The 17403-nt window shown below is 26.2% G+C and carries 15 protein-coding genes; 3 read left to right on the forward strand and 12 right to left on the reverse strand.

Translation table 11 applies throughout. The annotated features are described in order from the left end of the window. Positions 1–8: 8 nt before the first annotated feature. From EPJ72_RS06465 to EPJ72_RS06475, 3 genes are all read right to left on the reverse strand, one after another. On the reverse strand, positions 9–827 hold the full coding sequence (locus EPJ72_RS06465; RefSeq protein ID WP_147731383.1) for a tetratricopeptide repeat protein: 819 nt from the start codon (positions 825–827) through the stop codon (positions 9–11). Next, a complete protein-coding gene (locus tag EPJ72_RS06470) occupies positions 787–1629 on the reverse strand; it encodes a hypothetical protein (RefSeq protein ID WP_147731384.1) in 843 nt (280 codons plus the stop codon). Before EPJ72_RS06470 ends, EPJ72_RS06465 begins: the two co-directional genes overlap by 41 nt. An 83-nt stretch (positions 1630–1712) precedes the next feature. After that, a complete protein-coding gene (locus EPJ72_RS06475; RefSeq protein ID WP_147731385.1) occupies positions 1713–2984 on the reverse strand; it encodes an L-cysteine desulfidase family protein in 1272 nt (423 codons plus the stop codon). Positions 2985–3203: 219 nt separating this feature from the next. Here EPJ72_RS06475 and EPJ72_RS06480 point away from each other — a divergent pair, with 219 nt between their 5' ends. Further along, entirely contained in the window at positions 3204–4403 is a 1200-nt protein-coding gene (locus EPJ72_RS06480; protein ID WP_147731386.1) for a dicarboxylate/amino acid:cation symporter, read from the forward strand. A 75-nt stretch (positions 4404–4478) separates the two neighbouring features. On the opposite strand, the gene EPJ72_RS06485 is transcribed toward EPJ72_RS06480, so the two are convergent. The 6 genes from EPJ72_RS06485 to EPJ72_RS06510 all read right to left on the reverse strand — a co-directional run bounded on the left by EPJ72_RS06485 (position 4479) and on the right by EPJ72_RS06510 (position 11571). Then, on the reverse strand, positions 4479–5735 hold the full coding sequence (locus EPJ72_RS06485; RefSeq protein WP_147731387.1) for a chloride channel protein: 1257 nt from the start codon (positions 5733–5735) through the stop codon (positions 4479–4481). A 72-nt stretch (positions 5736–5807) separates the two neighbouring features. Further along, positions 5808–6908, reverse strand: coding sequence for a redox-regulated ATPase YchF (gene ychF, locus EPJ72_RS06490; RefSeq protein WP_147731388.1), 1101 nt, complete (start codon positions 6906–6908; stop codon positions 5808–5810). 304 nt (positions 6909–7212) lie between these two features. Beyond that, positions 7213–9723, reverse strand: coding sequence for a DUF262 domain-containing protein (locus tag EPJ72_RS06495; protein ID WP_147731389.1), 2511 nt, complete (start codon positions 9721–9723; stop codon positions 7213–7215). Between the two features lie 4 nt (positions 9724–9727). After that, entirely contained in the window at positions 9728–10762 is a 1035-nt protein-coding gene (locus EPJ72_RS06500) for a hypothetical protein (protein WP_147731390.1), read from the reverse strand. A 177-nt stretch (positions 10763–10939) separates the two neighbouring features. After that, the gene (locus EPJ72_RS06505) at positions 10940–11299 is read right to left on the reverse strand and encodes a GmrSD restriction endonuclease domain-containing protein (RefSeq protein WP_242004944.1); all 360 of its coding nucleotides are present in this window, start codon (positions 11297–11299) and stop codon (positions 10940–10942) included. Between the two features lie 26 nt (positions 11300–11325). After that, positions 11326–11571, reverse strand: a complete 246-nt coding sequence (locus EPJ72_RS06510; protein ID WP_147731392.1) for a GmrSD restriction endonuclease domain-containing protein — start codon at positions 11569–11571, stop codon at positions 11326–11328. A 273-nt stretch (positions 11572–11844) separates the two neighbouring features. Between EPJ72_RS06510 and EPJ72_RS06515 the strand changes: the two genes are divergently transcribed. Further along, positions 11845–12831 carry an aromatic ring-hydroxylating oxygenase subunit alpha gene (locus tag EPJ72_RS06515; protein ID WP_147731393.1) on the forward strand — a complete coding sequence of 329 codons (987 nt, stop codon included), beginning with the start codon at positions 11845–11847 and terminating at the stop codon, positions 12829–12831. 186 nt (positions 12832–13017) lie between these two features. On the opposite strand, the gene EPJ72_RS06520 is transcribed toward EPJ72_RS06515, so the two are convergent. Together EPJ72_RS06520 and EPJ72_RS06530 are read right to left on the reverse strand one after the other, a co-directional pair. Next, on the reverse strand, positions 13018–14418 hold the full coding sequence (locus tag EPJ72_RS06520; protein WP_147731394.1) for an alanine/glycine:cation symporter family protein: 1401 nt from the start codon (positions 14416–14418) through the stop codon (positions 13018–13020). A gap of 679 nt (positions 14419–15097) precedes the next feature. After that, on the reverse strand, positions 15098–15826 hold the full coding sequence (locus EPJ72_RS06530; RefSeq protein ID WP_147731395.1) for a gamma-glutamyl-gamma-aminobutyrate hydrolase family protein: 729 nt from the start codon (positions 15824–15826) through the stop codon (positions 15098–15100). A 123-nt stretch (positions 15827–15949) separates the two neighbouring features. Between EPJ72_RS06530 and EPJ72_RS06535 the strand changes: the two genes are divergently transcribed. After that, positions 15950–17179, forward strand: a complete 1230-nt coding sequence (locus EPJ72_RS06535) for a M20 metallopeptidase family protein (RefSeq protein ID WP_147731396.1) — start codon at positions 15950–15952, stop codon at positions 17177–17179. A 22-nt stretch (positions 17180–17201) separates the two neighbouring features. On the opposite strand, the gene EPJ72_RS13025 is transcribed toward EPJ72_RS06535, so the two are convergent. Beyond that, positions 17202–17403: IS3 family transposase (locus EPJ72_RS13025; protein WP_158636870.1), on the reverse strand; the 202-nt coding region annotated here is incomplete at its 5' end.

Raw genomic sequence — 17403 nt, forward strand, 5'->3', positions numbered from 1 at the left:
AAGTATTATTATTGATTATTAGTATTTACCATATTATTAGTATTATTAACTATATTAGTTGTATATGAATTATTAGTAACGACTTGATTTGTATTTACCATAGGCTCTATGGAATTAACTTCAGTATCCTCATTATGAGTAGTTTCTACAGTATTAACAACTTTAATATCTTCATTTGTATATCCTAAATAATTTTTAACTCTGTTTATAGATTCAGCCACATTTCTATAAGTTTTATCTATACTGTAAACATCTTCATAAATCTTTAAAGCAGATATATAATTTTTATCTCTTTCATAAGTAGCAGCCAAATTAATCATATATACAACATTATTTGTGCTATATATATTAGCCTTTAAGAAAGCAGCCTCAGCTAATTTATAATCTTCAGTATAAAGATATAATAATCCCAAAAAATTATTCATATAAGCATCATCAGGATTTAATAAAAGAGAATGCCTTATAGGTTCAATAGCCTCATTAGTTTTTCCTAATTTATATAAAGCATAACCCTTCTGAAAATAAAGTTTATGAGAAAATCTATTAACTATAATACCTTCTCTTGCTACTCTAAGCATATTATTATAATCTTTCATATACATATATGAATTAGCAAGCATTTCATAATATTCTATTTTTAGTATGGGTGTAGTTTTAATCTCATATTCTAATAATTCAGAAGCTTTCTTATAATTTTTTGCTCTATAAAATATATAAGCATTATTAATATTAGAAGCATCATAGGTAAAACTTAAGCTAAAAAAAACTAAAAATAAAATAAATACTTTAATTTTCATCTTTTCTAAAACTTTGCAACCTAAAGTCATTAATCATAGCAGAAGCATAAGCTATAGTAGCATTATAAATATCTTCTTTATTTTTTCCTTTAAAGAAAGAATATACCCTCGGAGATTGAGAGCTAAGAGATTCAGGTAATATAACATTATTTTCAAAGCTATTTTTTAAAACCATCATTTTTATAGAGTTCATTTTATCAATAAAAGAATGTAATAAAAAACCAGCCTCTTTTAATATAAACTGCTCGAATCTGCTAGAATTATCCCCTTTATCTAAAGCGTATACATAATCACTAAACATCTCCGGAATGCGTCTTTCTCCTATAGGAGTAACAAATCTTTGAAGTTTATTATCATAATCTTTCAAGGCAGTTTCTACCATATAATCACTAGCAGGTCCGCTTGAAAAATATCTAACAACAGAAAAACATTCATATAGTTCTCTAAAAGCCCCATATAAATGCTGAAGTTCATAATCAGCTTTGTCATGCAATTTTGCTTCTGGATATTTTTCTACTGCATTTCTGAATTTCTCTATCATGTTATCAACTTTCTTCATGAAAGAGTTTTCTTTTGCTTTTTCTTCTTCAGCTTTCTTTCTTTGAGCCTCTTCTTCTTTTTGCATCAAAGTTGTTTTAATATCTTCTAATATCTTAATCTCTAATAATAAAAAACTAGATAAATCCTGCCTATTTTCTAAAGCCTCTCTATATCTACTATTAAAAGAATCAACATTATATATTCTAGCACCATATCTTTCAGCATTCTCAGCATAATCTTTTCTAATTTTTGCTAAAGTTGCATTAATTTCTTTATCACTTAAACTAGGCATATTAAAATCCCCTAATAATTTAATTATGAATTAATCAATATATTATACAATATTTAAAAAATAAATAAACTAGAAAAAGGAAATTATTTTTCTATCATAATATTAAGTATTTCAACATCAGTAGCCTTCATACCCTCTTTAGCCATTCTTCCTATACTATCAATAGTAGCCTCAACATCATCTTTTACAAGTCCGTCACCAGACTTAAATACTTTTCCATCTTTAGCCATATTAAAAGCAAGTATTCCGCAATCAATAGCTTCAGCAATCTTGGAAGCACAAGAAGATTTAGCTCCATCACAAACCATTCCACCTATAGTACATAAAGCATTGATTATAGTATCAGATATTTGTTTGTATGTAGCATCATGCAAATAGGCAATACCAGAAGCAGCACCAGTAGCAGCACATACAACTCCGCAAAATGCTGATAATTTACCTATATGCTTTTTTTGTAAAATAGCTATTAGGTTTGATAAAACTAAAGCCCTGTATAATTTCTCTTCAGATACTTTTAAATGTGAAGCATATTCTATGACAGGAATAGAAGCAGTAATACCCTGATTTCCGCTTCCAGAATTAGTAACTACAGGCATAGCACATCCGCCCATACGGGCATCAGAACCTGCAGAAGCATAAGCTTTCGCTTTGTTTCTTATATCATCTTCTCCATAATATTTTAATAAAGTCTTTCCAACAGAGGCACCATATTCATTATTCATGCCTTCTTTAGATATAGCTGTATTCATATCTATTTGCCTTGATATTATATCTTTTATATCTTCTATTTTTACTTCATTAGCAAAAGTATATATATCTCTAACTGTTAAAGATTCTCTGTCTGTATTAGAATTTGAAGAGGAACTATCATCAGATTTAAAAATTTCTTTGCCGTCTTTAATTATTTTTGTAATATTAGTATGCCCATTTCTTATTTCAATTACAGCACTAGATTTTTTATTTTTAGCCTCAATAATAATATATAAGTTTTCAACATTTTCTATTAGTTCACATTTACAAAAATCTGTTTCAAGTAATTTCTTTGTATTATCAATATCTTCTTGTTTAATACTGCTTAATACTTCAAGATTCTTACTAGCATCTCCTCCAACTATTCCTAAAACAGCTGCAACATCTATTCCTTTTAATCCATTAGAATTAGGAACTGTAACCCCTTTAACATTCTTAATAATATTTCCGCTGCATTTCACTACAACTGATTCCGGCATATCTCCCAAAATCTCTCTAACTTTAGCCCCAGCAAAAGCTATAGCTATAGGCTCAGTACACCCCAAAGCAGGAACTAACTCCTCTCTTAAAATATTAACATAATTATCATACAGCTTTTTATCCATTTTATATTCCCCTCTTTTTTATACAATTATAAAGTATATATAGTTTTATATTAAAATCAATATGTCATTTATATTATTACATTGTATTTTAATTTTATAACAAATAATATTACTATTTATAGTTATTAAATACAAAAAAATGTGATTTTATATTTACTTATTGTGATTTTTGTATATATTAGTAGTTATAAGTATTTTTTAATATTTTAAGGAGTAAAAATGGAAAAAAAATTTAAACTTGGATTGGTGCCTAGGTTAATTATTGGAATTTTGCTTGGTATATTTTTTGGACAGCAATTTATGCCGGAAGCAATATCAAGAATTATAGTAACTGCATCTGGTATATTTAGCTCTTATTTAAAATTTGTAATACCTTTAATGATAGTTTCTTATGTATCTATGGGTATAGCTGATTTAAAAGAAGGGTCTGGCTTCTTACTGCTTATAACTTGTATATTAGCTTATGGATCTACATTAATTGCTGGGTCTGCATCATTTTTAGTTGCTTATAATTTATTTCCTAGTTTTATGAGTGCTGACGATATTCAGAGAATTGCTGATGCTGCAGGTAATTCTGTTACTCCTTATTTATCTATAACGGTAACTCCTTTACTAGATACTTTAGCTGCTGTTTTATTTGCATTTATAATAGGACTTGGAATATCTACTATGAGAGGCAAAGAAATAGGAGAATATTTATACAATGTATTTAAAGAATTATCTACTATAATAGATAAAGTTTTACGTGTATCTATAATTCCTTTACTTCCTCTTTATATCTGCGGTACTTTTGTTGATATGACAAGGTCTGGAAAAACTTTTGTAATATTAGGAATATTATGGAAAGTATTCTTAGTAGTTATTATTATGCATTTAATATATCTTCTAATAGCTTTCTTAGTATCTGGTTCTATAGGAAAGAAAAATCCTTTCATACTTATGAAAAATCAAATTGCAGGATATGCAACTGCTTTAGGTACACAATCATCTGCCGCTACTATACCTGTTAATTTACAATGTGCCGAAAAAGATGGAATATCTGAACAAATAAGAAATTTCGTAGTACCTCTTTGTGCTAATATTCATATGGCAGGTTCTATGATTACAATTACAGCATGTGCTACTGCAGTATGTTTAATGAATCAGATTCCTATAACTTATAGCACTATACTTCCATTTATTGCTATGCTTGGTATTGCTATGATAGCTTCTCCAGGTGCTCCCGGCGGTTCTATCATGACAGCTTTACCATTCCTTTATATGGTTGGTCTTGGAGGGCCTGATAGTCCTTTAAGTGCTATAATGGTTGCTTTATACATCACTCAAGACTCATTCGGTACTGCTTGCAATGTATCTGGTGATAATGCTTTGGGTGTTATAGTTGATACAATATATAAAAAGAAAATTGTAAAAGCTTAAATATAATAATCAAAAAAATTATAGCCGTCTATTATTTTTAGGCGGCTTTTTTATTATCTTACTTAATTAATATATTTAATCTTCTTTAAAATCATATATAGAAGTTACTCCAAGAACCTTAGCTACCATATATGATATTATAGCTACTATCATAAGAGCAACAAAATTTGAAACAGAGCTTGATATCTCTAATATTAATATACATACCATTATAGGTGTTCTTGTAATACCAGACATCATAGAAGTAATACCCAAGACTATAAACAAATCTCCATACATAGCATATTCTGGGAAATAATGCACCAAAAAAATATCATACAAAGAGCCTATAGAAGAACCAAGTATAAAAGTAGGAAAAAATACTCCTCCCACAGCTCCAGATGTAGAACATACCGATGTGTAAAAAAGCTTAACAAATATAAGAATAAATAACATATGTATAGGAAACTTATCCATTACTATGCTTCCTATAAGCAAATCTCCGCTTCCTAATACATAAGGAAAAAACATTATCATAATACCAGCAGTTATAAAAGCAGGTACAGGGCGAAGTATATCATTTTTTATATTCTGATAGAACTTGCTAAATGTATTCATAAGTATATTTTGAAAAGAAGAAAGAAGTCCGCATATTAAACCCAAAGGAAGTAATGATATATAATGTCTTACTTCAAGTATCCTCGGCAAATTAAAATTAAGTATCATAGATTGCCCTAAAATATGCTCTATTACAAGTATAGAAGATATTGAAGAGAGTGCTATACAAACAAAAACTATATGATTTTTATTTTCTTTAAGCTCTTCAAAAGAGAAAGCAATCCCTGTAAATGGTGCACTAAAAGTAGCAGTCATACCTGCACAAGCACCTGCTATTATAAGATATCTTCTATATTTGGATATATGAGTGTAAAAATGTTTATGATAGAAAAGTCCAACAAGTGTGCCTATATGCATAGAAGGTCCAGCCCTGCCTAATGAAAGTCCGCTTGCAAAAGATATCATACTGCCAAAAAGTTTTAATATTATTTCAACAACAATATTTTTAGGTTCATTAAGCGATAAGTAATAATTTATTTGAGGAACCCCTGCACCTCTTATCTGAGGATAATGTCTTAATATTAACCCTATAAGAGAGCCAAGAGATATTAAAACTATAAACATTATTATAGGATAATACCATTTGCTAAGAATAAAATTTGAAACATAAAAAATATTAATACTTAATCTATATAATATCATTCTATAAAAAGACACTATAAACCCAACAGTAGCACCTATAAACGATGATAATATATATAGTTTGATATATTTAGCTTCAAAATTCAGTTTCATTTTTATTATATTATATTTTTTTGATATTTTTTATTTTTATCTGGATTAAAATCTTATATTATAAAGAATAAATCAAACATTGAACCTAAAGGTTACAACATCTCCCTCTTGCATAAGATACTGTTTACCCTCAAGCCTAATAGCCCCAGCCTCTTTAGCCTTAACAAAACTGCCAAGCTCCAAAAGTTTATCACAGTTAATAACCTCAGCACTAATAAATCCCCTCTCAAAATCACTGTGTATAACTCCCGCAGCCTCCGGAGCATAAGCACCTTCTCTTACAGTCCAAGCCCTAGTTTCATCTTCTCCAGAAGTAAGGAATGTTAAAAGCTTTAATAATTTATGTCCTGCTTTGGTTAATCTCTCTACTCCAGACTCTTTAACTCCCAAATCTGCTAAATAACTTAATCTCTCCTCTTCATCCAAATCCTGCAAATCTGCCTCTATTTTAGCACTGAAAGGTATAAGCTCTATATTTCTCTCTTTGGCATAATTTTGAAGTGTTACATAATGAGAATTTTTTTCTGGGTTAGCTAATTCATTTTCTGACAAATTAGCCCCTATCATCATGCTTTTTGATGTTAATAAAAATAATGGCTTTAATATATCTTTTTCTGTATCAGTTAAATCCAAACTAAATATTGGCTTAAAATTATTTAACTCTGGAAGTATTTTTTCAAGTAATGCAATCTCTTCTTCTACTGCTTTTGCCTTGCTTCCTTTAGCAACCTTTTTTTGTCTCTCCATTCTTGCATTAAGTGTTTCAATATCTGCAAGCATAAGCTCTGTTAATATAATGTCTAAATCTCTTAATGGATCAACTTCTCCTATATGAGTAATGTTTCCGTCTTCAAATACTCTTACCACATGAAGCACTGCATTTACTTCTCTAATATGTGAAAGGAATTTGTTTCCAAGCCCTTCACCCTTAGAAGCTCCCTTTACTAATCCTGCTATATCAACAAATGTAGTAGTGTTATAAACTTTCTTTTTTGATTTAAAAAGATTTGCTAATTTATCTACTCTTTCATCTTTTATTATAGCAGTAGCTTCGTTTTTATCTATAGTACAAAACGGATAATTAGATGCCTCTGCATGTGCATTTGTTAGTGCATTAAAAAGTGTTGATTTTCCTACGTTTGGAAGTCCTACTATTCCTATAGATAAAGCCATATTCTTATTTCCTTAAATTAATTTATTAAAAAAATTGAAAAACTGAATTATTTTCAATAGTATTATATATTAAAAAATATTAATAACAAGCATATAAAAGATTATAATTGTAGTAATTTTATAAAATTTATATTATAAAATGTTTTTATATATACTAAAAATTTTATACCTTTTAAAAAATCTATTTTTTATTTTGATTTTTGTATAGTTTTAGCACCGCTGTGATTACTTCATTCTATCCAACCAAAAAAGGAGCTTAGTTTTTGATTAAGTTAAACTCCCTTTATTATCACTAATTATTTTTTTAAGAAAAAGCTTTTATAATAGATTCTAACATTTTATATTCATTTTTTAATAAGGATATATTATTACATGTTTTACAATAATACCAATAAATATTATTAGTGTATCTTTCATATCCTTCAAAATTGATTTTCTTTTCTACATTTTCTATTTTTCTTAAAACTTTTCTAGTCCTTTTCTCATCGTCATAAGGTGTTTTCTTTCTCAAACCACATTCAAGATAATAACCATCTGTGGTAAATCCAACTAAAACTTCTTCACCTGCTATTTTTATTTCTTTAGCTAAAGTAACCCATTCATAACAATATAATAATTTTTTATCTCCGTATCTTAATATTCTACTGCAATCATTTAACTTTTCATTATAACATTCTCCTCTTTTATATGGATAATATAGATAATATAATTCAAATTCTTTATCTCTATTATCTTTAAATAAATTAAAAATAGTATATATCTTATCTGATAGAGATATATCCCAACAACTTTCCCTTTGATTATAATAATAAATATATTTGCTATCAATAGAACTACTATCTTTTATATAATTATTATCATATAGACTTGTTCTAATAATATTTTTATTGCTGTCTTCATATTGCAATTCTTTTATTATATAAAATCTAAAATCATCTTCATCACTAAATTCATTAATCATATTAGTTAACGATCTTATATAATCTACAACTTGATTATTTTCTATGCGAGACAATAAATCAGTTATAAAATTTAACATATATTTTTTATTTACTATTAAATCTTTATTACTGCCTTTAGATTTAAGTAAAATAAAATCTTTTTTTTCAATAAATGTAGATATGGCTCTATGTACTAAATAATTGTTTTCTTTATTAAATCCATCTTTGGTAAAAATATAATTTACTACATCAACAATATTTTCATTATCTATATTGTCTAATAAGAAATCAATATTACCTTGTAAAAATACATTATTCTCACAAGCGTAAATTCTTTTTCTAGTATTTTCATCAGTATTTTCTAATATAGTTAATTTATTTTTTTCAGACTCTACCAATTTATCTGTAAATAAAGTCTTTTCTATTTTCTTTTCTTTATCAGATAGCTGATCTTCTATAACTGTAATTTCATTTTCTTTAATGATTCTATCAATCAGCTCCATTTGATAATATATATTATTATTTGATAAGTTATTGGTATTATATAATAAATTTCTTATTAGCCTTAATTTATTAAAGTATTTATTTTTTATGTCATTTATATTTTTTATATTTTTCTCATTTATAAATATTTTGAATACAGAAAATATCAAAATACGTTTTCTTATATTATTCGTAAATTCAAATAAATTATCATCATTATTAAATACATTTAAATTATCATAAAATGTAGAAATTTTTTCATATTTATATTTATCATTATTTTCTGATTCATTATAATAAAATATATCACTAAATAATTCATTCAATCTATCTTTTCTAAGTTCTGAAAGTATATCAAATATATTAATAATGAAATTTATATTCTCTTTTAGTATTGTTTTTTTATCTTCTTTGTTTTCTATAGGATTTGCTTTTAATTTTTTTATATATTCTTTTTTTTCATCACCTATATGACTGAAAAATAATTCAAAAAATTCTAAATTGGATTTTTCTATTTGTAGTTTTCTAGTATCTTCAACAATTTCTATTTGAGAATAATAAAGCATTTCAAAAATAAAACGAAATAGTTTCATAAATAAATCATCAAGTTTATTACCTTCATCATCGCTTTTTTTATCTTTTATAAAATCCCATATAAAGTTTGTCCAATCTATATCTATTTTTTTATCAAATCCTTGAACATTTTTATCTTCTTCATCTTCATCTAAGAATTTTTCAAGTTTTGATTTAAATATTTCAAAATCAGTTAATTGCTTTCCTCTTGAATTCATTTTGATATACAAATCATCAGGATCGCCTTTTATATATTCACAGTAAAATTGTATATTATTTAATTTACTGCTATAAATATTTTCTTTATTTTTAACTTTTTCATGAATATCATCTATTACCTGAAGCATTCCTTTAACTGTTGTATCTTTTTCCCAGAAGTTTAAAAACTTAATATTGTTCTTTAATTCCTTAGATAATTTTTCATCAGTTTTTAAATCAATTTCTTCTATGCTTAATAAAAATGATATAAAATCTTTTGATGAGTTTCTAGTTTCGTAAGTAAACCTTTTTAATATTTTATCATTAATATCAAAATACCAATGAAACAAAAATAATGTTGTAAGCCTTTGCTGACCGTCTAATAAATAAAAAACTCCATTATCTTCTACTCCATATATATAATCTAATATTAACTCTTCTTTATTGTTTGATAAAAAATCAATAATAACATCTAAAAAATTATCTCTTATTTTCTCTGCTTCTTTAGTATTTCTGCCCTGAGCATAACCTCTTTGTATAATAGGTACAACAACATTATTTTTATATTTATCTAATAATGATATAAAATTTTTTTTATTATTTTCTTTATTTTCACTCATAATATTATCCTTTGTATTTTTTTAGTTCCAAATAATCAGCTATTGAATCAATTATATTTTCTAAATAAGAATTCCTGTCAATTTGGGACCACATTAATATATCCTTAGCATTTTGAGTATATTTTTTAAAAAACACATTTTTTGTTGCTATAGGTATATAGTCATTATTTTTTAATAGCTCTTTTATTTTTTCCAATTTTGCTGGAAATATTCTATTTCCTAATGATGAGTTGTGATTTTTATCTATTAAAGCCAAATTTGATATATTATTAATATCTTCAAAATCGTTATATATTTCTTCTATTCCTTCTTTTATAAGACTAAATACTTCTTCTAAATTAGATTTAATTTTTTCTGTATTTATATTTTGTATTTTTTTATTTATTTCTTTTAAACTATTATTAGATTCATCATGTATTTTACTATTTAACATTATTTTTACATACTCAATATTATTTAAAATAAATTGTTCTTTTCCATTATTATCTAAATCTTCTGAAGCACGGGCATGTATATGCTCTAAAGATTGTATTATCTTTTTTTTATATTTATCAAATTTATATTTATCAAATGGAAATCTTGTATTTTCTTTGGAGCTTTCTATTATATTGAATAGCAATAATATTTTTTTTATTTGTTCATTATTATTTTTCTTTTCATTTTTATATTCTAATTGAGTTATATTATTTTTAAATTTTTGATAAGTACTAGCATTAATACTTTCTTTTATATCTTTTTTTATTTGAGTATAAAATTCTTGTTTACTGTTTAGTTTTTTATCTTCTGCATAAGATAAAATAGTTTTTAACTCTCTTGAACCTGAGGCTATTAAATAACCTATATTATTGTATAATTCATCATCTTCATACCATTCTTTTAAAATATAAAAATATTTTGAAAGCTCTTTCCATTTTTCAGTTAAACTATTTTGATTATTTTTAAACTCTTTATAAAAATATTCAAATACTTCACGTTCTGTATTATTAGTATTTTTATTTCGTTGTTTTATATCGTAAATTAATTTAAATAGAAAATCCATTCGGATATTATTATTATCATTGTTGGAAATAAAATACCAGAATTTATCGTTTTCTAACTCTATTTCTATATTTTCCCATTGATTGGCAATATTTATTTGTTTTAATTCTTCCAGCTTTTTTTTATTATTGCTTTCTTCTTGTTTTGATTCTCCTGCATTTTTATTGTTGCTGCTTTCTTATTTAAAATTTGATTTATGTAAAAATATAGCCTTTATCAATTCACTGTCAGTAAGTGCTATTTTACCAGCATTAAGTCTTTGAAAAACTTCATTTTCATCATCTTCACCTACATTATACCATATTATATTTACATTATTTAATAAGTTTTCTTTAAATTTTTCTTTGTCTATTTCTTTAAACCAATCATATATATATTTATAAGCTTTAAAAATATGATAATAGTCTATGTTTTGTTTATAATCTTTTTCTAATGTATTTTCATTAATATCTTTTAAAAAATCTTTGTTTTTTTCTTTTGTATCATAATTAATATTAAAATTATTATCTTCATTTAAATATTTTAATATCAAATAGATGGTAGTTAATCTTTGCTGACCATCTACTAAATTATATCTTTCTTCATTATTATTTTTTTTACAGCTTTTATAGCTTTTACAGCTATAGGGTTAAGACAATACTTTTCACATCCTTTCTTATTTTCTATAAACTCTTTTATATCCTCTAATAAAGCTTGAACTTCACCATTTTTACCTCTCCATCTATACCCTCTCTGATAACTAGGTATAACAAAATTATACTTTAACAACTCTCCTATAGAGCACATTTTTACTGATTCTTCTTTGCTCATATAATAATCCTTAAAACTAAATATATATAATATAATACATTTTTATCAAAAAAACTATAGTTTGCTTTTTTATATATAAAGCAATATTACCATCTTCATTTCTAAATTTGTATAAATAAACAATCCTGCTTGCTGTAGTTACAAAGCTTTTATATAACAAAAAAATTAATAATACATCTATAATTTATTATAAAATTCATCTTATAAAATGTTTATTTATTAAAATAAAGATATATAATTATGAAATATTGATATTAAATTAAGGACAAACATATGATATACAATATGTGGTATGGAGTGTTAGACTCTAAAGAAATAAAGAAAAACAAGCCTCTCTTCGCTAAAAGATTAAATAAAAATCTTGTGTTCTGGAGAGATGAAAATAATAATATATGCTGTATAGAAGATAAATGCTGCCATAGGGGTGCTTCATTATCCTCTGGAAAAGTATGCGGTAATAATATAGCTTGCCCTTTTCATGGTTTTCAATTTAACAAAAACGGCAAAGTTGTAATAATTCCTGCTAATGGAAAGAATACTAAAGTTGATGAAAGATTTTTTGTTGAAAGCTATGAGGTGCGAGAGCTTTATGGTTTAATATGGTTATGGTATGGAGATAAAGATAAAATTAATGATAAAATAATGTTTCCAGATGATTTGAAAGATAAAAAGTTTTCCTACTCCACTATAAGAGATGAGTGGCATAATCATTATACAAGATGCATAGAAAATCAGCTTGATGTAGTGCATATTTCTTTTGTTCATTACAACACAATAGGCAAAGGAAATAAAACTTTAGTTAATGGTCCATTAGTAGAGATAGATGAAGATAATAATATATTAAAGTTTTATGTAAACAATGTAATTGACAGTGGTCAAAAAGCTTTAAGTGCTTCAGAAATGAAAAAAGAAGATTTTAAATATTTTTTATATTTTTATTTTCCTAATATTTGGCAGAATTACATATTTGATAAAATGAGAGTATTTGGACTGTTTGCCCCTGTTGATGATGAGAACAGTGTTATTTACATTAGATTTTATCAAAAACTTGTAAACATACCTATAATAAAAAACATAGTAAACTTTATAGGTAAAAAATTCTCAGCTTATGTATTAAAGCAAGATAAAGATGTAGTAAAAACTCAAAGCTCAAAAGAATCATATTTAGGCATGAAAGAAGAAAAACTGATACAAGGAGATATGCCTATAATAATTTATAGAAGCCATAGAGATAAACTAAAAAAATCTGATGACAAATAAAAAAGTTTGTAAAAAAGAATTGAATATAATTTTAATTACAAATAAGATTATAACTACAGCAAATATAAAATATAAAACTAATATATAAATTAACTTTAATATCATAATCTATAATATATTAATAAAAAATGCCTGATAATAAAAACTTACCAGACATTTTATTAATAGATTAAAAAATTATATTTATTATTTTTTATTCAAATCATTATATTCTTTAAACAAAGTAGCAACAACTCCGCTTAATGCTAATAATCCTAAAAGGTTCGGTATAACCATTAAACCATTAAAAGTATCAGCTAAAGACCATACTAAATCAACTTTTAAAACTGAACCTAAAAGTACAAAACCAACAACTAAAACAGCATAAACTTTAGCAGCTTTTATACCAAACAAATATTTAACATTTTGTTCTCCAAAGAAATACCAACCTACTATAGTAGTAAAAGCAAAGAAGAACAAACATACCGCAACAAATATTACACCAAAATAACCGAAACCCATTCTAAAAGCTTCCTGAGGCAAACCAACACCTTTTAATATTTCTGGTATTTGAGAAGCAGAAGTTAAAGGATAAATCTTAGTTTGCAATATATTAGAAGTTAATATAACCAAAGCAGTAAAAGTAACAACAACAAATGTATCGAAAAATACTCCTATCATAGCAACAACACCCTGTTCGCAAGGATGTTTAACTTTAGCTAAAGCATGTGCATGAGGAGTAGAACCCATACCAGCTTCATTAGAAAATAAACCGCGAGCAACACCAAAACGCATAGCTTGCTGTATACCTATACCCAATCCTCCGCCTATAACAGCTTGAGGATTAAAAGCTGATGTAAATATTAAAACAATAGCACTAGGAAGATTTTTAATATTCATTATTATAATAATTATAGAACCAATAATATAAAACAAAGCCATTACAGGAACAATCTTTTCTGTAAATGAAGCTATTCTTCTTAAACCGCCAATAAATATAAAAGCAGCTATTACAGCACATATAATACCAACATATATAGGCTTAAGTGTAGGAAAAGCATTAACAAAAGCACCAGATATAGAGTTTGATTGAACCATATTACCCATAAAACCTAAAGCTAATATAATAAATATGGCAAATAAAACAGCTAAAAATTTACCCAAAGCACCTTTATAAGCAGCAGTAATATAGTAAGCAGGTCCCCCTATAGTATGACCATCTTCAGTAGTAGTTTTATATTTCTGACCTAAAGAAGCCTCAACAAATATAGTAGCCATACCAAAGAAAGCAGATACCCACATCCAAAATATTGCCCCCGGTCCTCCAGAAATTAAAGCAGTAGCAGCACCAGCTAAATTACCAGTACCAACTTGAGCAGCAATTGCAGTTGCTAAAGATTGAAAAGAACTCATACCCTCTTTATCAGCAGCTTTACCTTTTAAAGAAAGACTTCCAAAAGTTCTATCCCAACCATCTTTAAACTTAAGTATTTGAACAAACTTAAGTCTTATAGTGAAATAAATTCCGCTTCCGCATAATATAATGATAAGCAGATAATCCCATAAAATACTGTTCACCTTCGCTACTATGTTTGAAACAATATCCATAATAAACTCCTATGTTTTTTAATACATTAATAAAAATGGAAATATTATAAATTGCTTCTATATATAACATTTCCATAATTTAAAAAAAATAGTAAAAAGTTACTATAATTGTTTTTTGTATCAAATAATCTTAAACTAAGATATAAATACGCCTTTTCTCAAAATATTCTCAGCATTCTCTTTTTTTATCACTAACTAATATAATAGGTCTAGTACCCCTCTCAGCATATATATAATTTTCCATAACTAACTCTACAGCCGCCTCCAAGTCTATAACCTCTACACCAGAAAGAAAAAATTATGGTTTAATTTTCTAATATATCACAAAAACCATATTTTTCACTTCATCTTTTTCTTTGTTCATTGATAAATATATAGCACCTCAGCAATAATATATAATCTATATTGAATATACAACAATAAGTTATTTTATTATGCAAGATTTAGCTACTATAATATAATAAATAATATTTGTAGACTGCTATATAACAGCAGAAAATGTAATAGAGCTATATTCTTTATTATTTGCTTGTCTATTATTAATAATTGCTATATCTTCAAAACAAAGAAAATACAAAAAGAACAATATCTATTTATAATATAAAATATATCTATTTATAATTTTAATATATTTTATTAAAAAATAAATACTTTCTGCTTTTAAAAAAATACCTAAAAATTATTTCTTACAAACAGATACAAACTTCTTGAAAATATTTAAAGCAAAATCATAATGAGAATGCATCATTTCTGGGTGAAATTGTACACCAAGCACAAAATTACTGTTTTCAGTATATTCTATACTTTCAACTACACCATCTGCAGAATAACTTGTAGCAATTAATCCTTTACCCAAATCTTTAATAGCTAAATGATGAAAAGAATTAACCCTTAAACTATCGCCTAATATTTCTCTGATAATACTGCCCTCTTTAGTTGTAATATTATGTGTAGGTTCATAAGGTTTAGCAGATTGAGAATGTTTTATATAACAGTCTTTTATAAAAGACAAATCTTGATATAAACTTCCGCCAAAAGCAACATTAAGAATTTGTAAGCCTCGGCATATACCAAGTATAGGTTTTTTCATTTCTAAAGCATATTTTATTATTTTTAATTCATGCTCATCTCTTCTTGGAAATATTCTTTCTAGTTTAGAGCTAATCTCTTCTCCCCAATATATAGGATCAACATCATATCCTCCAGATAAAATAATTCCGTCTACATGAGAAATCTGTTTTTTTATATCATCATCATTATCTATTATCGGAATAATAAATGGTATACCTCCTGCCTTTGTAACAGAAAGTATATAATCATCATTAACATAAGCTCTCTCATAACCAGAAAAAACTCCATCATTTTCAATAGCTAGTATACTTCCGCTAATACCGATAATAGGTTTCATAAAAAACTCCATACAATAAATTGTGTTGAAAATTATATTATAAACTATATAGTTTGTCAAAAAAACTAATATAGTTTATAATATAACTATATATAATAATTTTTTAAAAGGGGTTGTAGTTTTATGAAAAAAGAAGCAACTAATATTTTAGATAATATCAAAGATAAAGTGAAAGAAATAGAAAAAGAGATTATAGACATAAGAAGACATATACACTCATACCCTGAATTAGGTAATGAAGAATATAAGACAATGGAGTTTATATCAAATTATTTAAACTCACATGAAATAAAACATAAAACAAAAATAGCAAATACAGGAATTGTAGCAGATATAGAAGGAGAAGATAAAAGTTTTACTATTGCATTTAGAGCAGATATAGATGCCTTACCTATAGAAGATTTAAAACATTGCAGTTATGCTTCAAAAAATAAAGGAGTTTGCCATGCTTGCGGACATGATGTGCATACTGCAATAAATATGGGGATAGCAAGAATATTTTCAAACAAGGATAAAAATTTTACTCCTCCATGTAATATAAGATTAATATTTCAGCCTGCAGAAGAAACAACAGGCGGAGCTTTAAATATGATAAAAGAAAATGCTTTGAATAATGTTAATATTATTTATGGACTTCATGTAGATGTTAATACTGATGTGGGTAATATAGAAATAACTGATAGTGTGGTTAATGCTAGCTGCTTAGATTTCAAAATCAAAATATATGGTAAAAAATCTCATGCTGCTAATCCTGCTAACGGAGTAGATGCTATAGTAGTATCTGCAAACATCATAAATGCAATACAAACCATTATAAGCAGAAACACACATATAGGAGAAAATGCTGTTATAACTATTGGCACTATTCATGGAGGCGAAGCTACAAATGTTGTATGCGATTATGTTGAAATGAATGGTACTATTAGAGCATTAAAAGACACTACTATTAATAACATAATGAACAGGATAAAAAAAATAATTAAAAACATAGCTATATCAATGGAAGCAGATGCTGAGTTTGTAGAAATAACTTATTTTCCAAGTTTAGTTAATTGGAAGGAGGCTGCTGATATTATACGAGAGAATGCTATAAATTTATTGGGAGAGAAAAAAGTATTAAATAGAAAACCATCTTTAGGTGCTGAAGATTTTTCTTATTTTGTATTAAATAGACCGGGAGCATTTTTTAATCTTGGGGCTAAAAACACTAAAAAAGCAACAATGCCTAATGCTCATAGCAGTTTATTTGATGTAGATGAATCTTGCATTGCAATAGGACTTACATTGCAAATAATGAATATTTATAATACTTACCTTAAAAAAGACATGTTTCCAATGGGAATGAGCAGATAATATTAAAAAAATAAGAAAAATGTCATGGAGCCATAGATATTGTACTTTTACTTGCTATAATATTTTTGATTCTTTCTTTGATTGTAATATAACCTAGCGAAGAAATCAATCTTTGATTGTTATAAAAATGTGTATATTCTTTTAATTTTTCTCTCAATAATTCTACTGTGATATTTTTATTTAATCGTGAATAAAATTCTCTTTCGTCTATGCCGTGTACTCTT

The sequence above is a fragment of the Brachyspira pilosicoli genome (genome assembly GCF_008016535.1).
Taxonomy (GTDB): Bacteria; Spirochaetota; Brachyspiria; order Brachyspirales; family Brachyspiraceae; genus Brachyspira; species Brachyspira pilosicoli_A.

What these genes read in the sequence shown, in the direction of transcription:
- ychF (WP_147731388.1), bottom strand. Translation starts at nt 6,908, where the DNA reads ATGGCTTTATCTATAGGAATAGTAGGACTTCCAAACGTAGGAAAATCA.
- EPJ72_RS06470 (WP_147731384.1), bottom strand. Translation starts at nt 1,629, where the DNA reads ATGCCTAGTTTAAGTGATAAAGAAATTAATGCAACTTTAGCAAAAATT.
- EPJ72_RS06515 (WP_147731393.1), top strand. Translation starts at nt 11,845, where the DNA reads ATGATATACAATATGTGGTATGGAGTGTTAGACTCTAAAGAAATAAAG.
- EPJ72_RS06530 (WP_147731395.1), bottom strand. Translation starts at nt 15,826, where the DNA reads ATGAAACCTATTATCGGTATTAGCGGAAGTATACTAGCTATTGAAAAT.
- EPJ72_RS06500 (WP_147731390.1), bottom strand. Translation starts at nt 10,762, where the DNA reads ATGGATTTTCTATTTAAATTAATTTACGATATAAAACAACGAAATAAA.
- EPJ72_RS06465 (WP_147731383.1), bottom strand. Translation starts at nt 827, where the DNA reads ATGACTTTAGGTTGCAAAGTTTTAGAAAAGATGAAAATTAAAGTATTT.
- EPJ72_RS06510 (WP_147731392.1), bottom strand. Translation starts at nt 11,571, where the DNA reads ATGAGCAAAGAAGAATCAGTAAAAATGTGCTCTATAGGAGAGTTGTTA.
- EPJ72_RS06475 (WP_147731385.1), bottom strand. Translation starts at nt 2,984, where the DNA reads ATGGATAAAAAGCTGTATGATAATTATGTTAATATTTTAAGAGAGGAG.
- EPJ72_RS06480 (WP_147731386.1), top strand. Translation starts at nt 3,204, where the DNA reads ATGGAAAAAAAATTTAAACTTGGATTGGTGCCTAGGTTAATTATTGGA.
- EPJ72_RS06535 (WP_147731396.1), top strand. Translation starts at nt 15,950, where the DNA reads ATGAAAAAAGAAGCAACTAATATTTTAGATAATATCAAAGATAAAGTG.
- EPJ72_RS06485 (WP_147731387.1), bottom strand. Translation starts at nt 5,735, where the DNA reads ATGAAACTGAATTTTGAAGCTAAATATATCAAACTATATATATTATCA.
- EPJ72_RS06495 (WP_147731389.1), bottom strand. Translation starts at nt 9,723, where the DNA reads ATGAGTGAAAATAAAGAAAATAATAAAAAAAATTTTATATCATTATTA.
- EPJ72_RS06520 (WP_147731394.1), bottom strand. Translation starts at nt 14,418, where the DNA reads ATGGATATTGTTTCAAACATAGTAGCGAAGGTGAACAGTATTTTATGG.